The organism is Streptomyces durocortorensis (assembly GCF_016901035.1).
Lineage (GTDB): Bacteria > Actinomycetota > Actinomycetes > Streptomycetales > Streptomycetaceae > Streptomyces > Streptomyces durocortorensis.
Genome location: NZ_JAFEUF010000580.1, coordinates 1 through 296 on the forward strand (window position 1 = coordinate 1; position 296 = coordinate 296).

Annotated in this window: 1 protein-coding gene; it reads left to right on the top strand. The window is 72.3% G+C overall.

Going from position 1 to position 296, the window contains the following annotated elements; all coding sequences use genetic code 11:
- Positions 1–255, top strand: a 255-nt coding sequence (locus JS521_RS36155) for an Rv1486c family protein (RefSeq protein WP_504740036.1), incomplete at its 5' end; no start/stop codon positions are given.
- Between the last annotated feature and the right edge of the window lie 41 nt (positions 256–296).

Sequence of the window (296 nt, forward strand, 5' to 3'; positions counted from 1 at the left end):
TTTATAACTGAGCGGGGTGGTGGGCGGGATGTGCTGGCGCCCGGCTATCCGCCGCGGGCGGTGCGGGTGCTGGAGATGGCGCAGCGGGTGGGGCTGCTGGTCTCGGTGGCGTACGAGAACGGGCACGGCGGTGCGGTGAGCTCGTCGGAGATCGCGGCGCGGGGAAAGGCGTTGCGGCCGGTGGAGCGGGTGGCTCGGCGGGCGTTGGTGGCGGCGTACAACGCGTATGTGGAGGGCGGGGAGGTTCGGCGGTAGGCCCTCGCCCTTTTGTCCTCATGCGCCGGACGGGCTGGGGG